The sequence below is a fragment of the candidate division KSB1 bacterium genome, assembly GCA_022566355.1.
Taxonomy (GTDB): Bacteria; Zhuqueibacterota; JdFR-76; order JdFR-76; family DREG01; genus JADFJB01.
The window spans coordinates 92,501-93,879 of the sequence record JADFJB010000003.1 but is presented as its reverse complement, the minus strand read 5'-3'; the positions used below and the strand labels follow the sequence as shown (position 1 = coordinate 93,879).

2 protein-coding genes and 1 other annotated feature (1 of these 3 cut by a window edge) are annotated in these 1,379 nt (G+C 55.9%); both genes read right to left on the bottom strand.

What is annotated here, in order from left to right:
* Positions 1-485, bottom strand: a 485-nt coding sequence (locus tag IIC38_01425) for an aldehyde dehydrogenase family protein (protein MCH8124612.1), incomplete at its 3' end; no start/stop codon positions are given.
* On the bottom strand, positions 401-754 hold the full coding sequence (locus tag IIC38_01420; GenBank protein MCH8124611.1) for a hypothetical protein: 354 nt from the start codon (positions 752-754) through the stop codon (positions 401-403). The genes IIC38_01425 and IIC38_01420, both read right to left, overlap by 85 nt.
* 82 nt (positions 755-836) lie before the next feature.
* Positions 837-1,379 (bottom strand) — a sequence feature (23S ribosomal RNA rRNA prediction is too short) (it continues 1,410 nt past the right edge of the window).

Sequence of the window (1,379 nt, the reverse complement as noted above, 5' to 3'; positions counted from 1 at the left end):
CGGGACCCGGCGATGCACGACTGCCCCCCCGAGTGAAAAATCGCGAACATGGCGCCGGCGACGGCGCGATCGATGTCGGCATCACCAAAGACGATGTTGGCGGACTTGCCACCGAGTTCCAGCACCACGGGTGCCAGCCGTCTGGAGCAGGCCTCTGCGATTGCGCGACCGGCGACACCCCCACCGGTAAACGAAACCATGTTCACATCAGCGTGTCCCACGATCGCAGCGCCGACGTCACCGCCACCGCCGCCCGCTCCGGCTTGCAGCCGACGGCGAAGGCGTTGGGCGAGCTTTCGTCGATGATGTAGATGGCCGGGACCCGGCCCAGCCCGGACGCGAAAGTGGTGGTCAACGTCGTCGAGGAGCGTATCAGACTCAATATCTGTTCGTGCGTCTGTCATGAGGCAGCGTCGTCCTTCTCTGTATGGCAGCCCCAACGAATGGCGTTCTCGATATGTTCGGGGATCTTGAATGTGATCCATCCGAATTTCTGATGGTTCAGAATGCGTTGGAGTATGAACGCTAAATCGAAAGCATGCTGGCCCTTGGCAGCTTTGATGGCACGAAGACAGTATGAAGCGAAACGGGAAACACGCCGCTCGATCTGGTCAGGTATCGCGTTCAACGCCTGGTTCTCGTCTTCATTCAGCAGATCGCGCAGCTCTTCTTCGTCTCCAGTCTTGACAAACCTCCGAAGGTGCTCAGCGCTAGCGCCTGTCCCAGTGATGATGATCCGTGTTTCGGAGTTCATCTCCGCGAGATCGTATTCGAGAGTCTTCTTTCCATGAAAGATGGAAATCTTCTTGTCGTTGCCGCATAGATCGACAAGGCGCCGGATAACGCCCGATGTGGCCTTGTATTCTTACTTGTCCGACTCCTGATCCCCCATATAGGGGAAGCACGCCTTCCACCTTGCGCTCGTTTTATTCCGCTCCTTCCGCGAGGGAATTCACCTAATAGAGGCACCCCTTCTCCCGAAGTTACGGGGTCATTTTGCCTAGTTCCTTAACCAGAGCTATCTCGAGCACCTTAGGATTTTCTCCACGCCTACGTGTGTCCGTTTACGGTACGGTCACCTTCAAATCTTGCCACCCGAGGCTTTTCTTGGCAGTATGATTAGGGTCAGTTTGTGGGCTAGGCCCTCCCATTCGCATCTCGAAGTTGGCCTCACGGATTTGCCAATGAGACCCTCCTACTTGCTTAGACCAGGACATCCAACACCTGGCTAACCTTTCACTCCTGCGTCACCCCATGACTCCAGATCCGAAGATCATTGATTTGACGGTGGTACGGGAATATTTAACCCGTTTCCCATCGCCTACGCCTTTCGGCCTCGCCTTAGGGGCCGACTAACCCTGAGCAGATTAACTTTACTC

Bases quoted from the DNA above. Each gene is read 5' to 3' on its own strand.
- IIC38_01420 (MCH8124611.1), bottom strand. From the start codon at position 754: ATGAACTCCGAAACACGGATCATCATCACTGGGACAGGCGCTAGCGCT.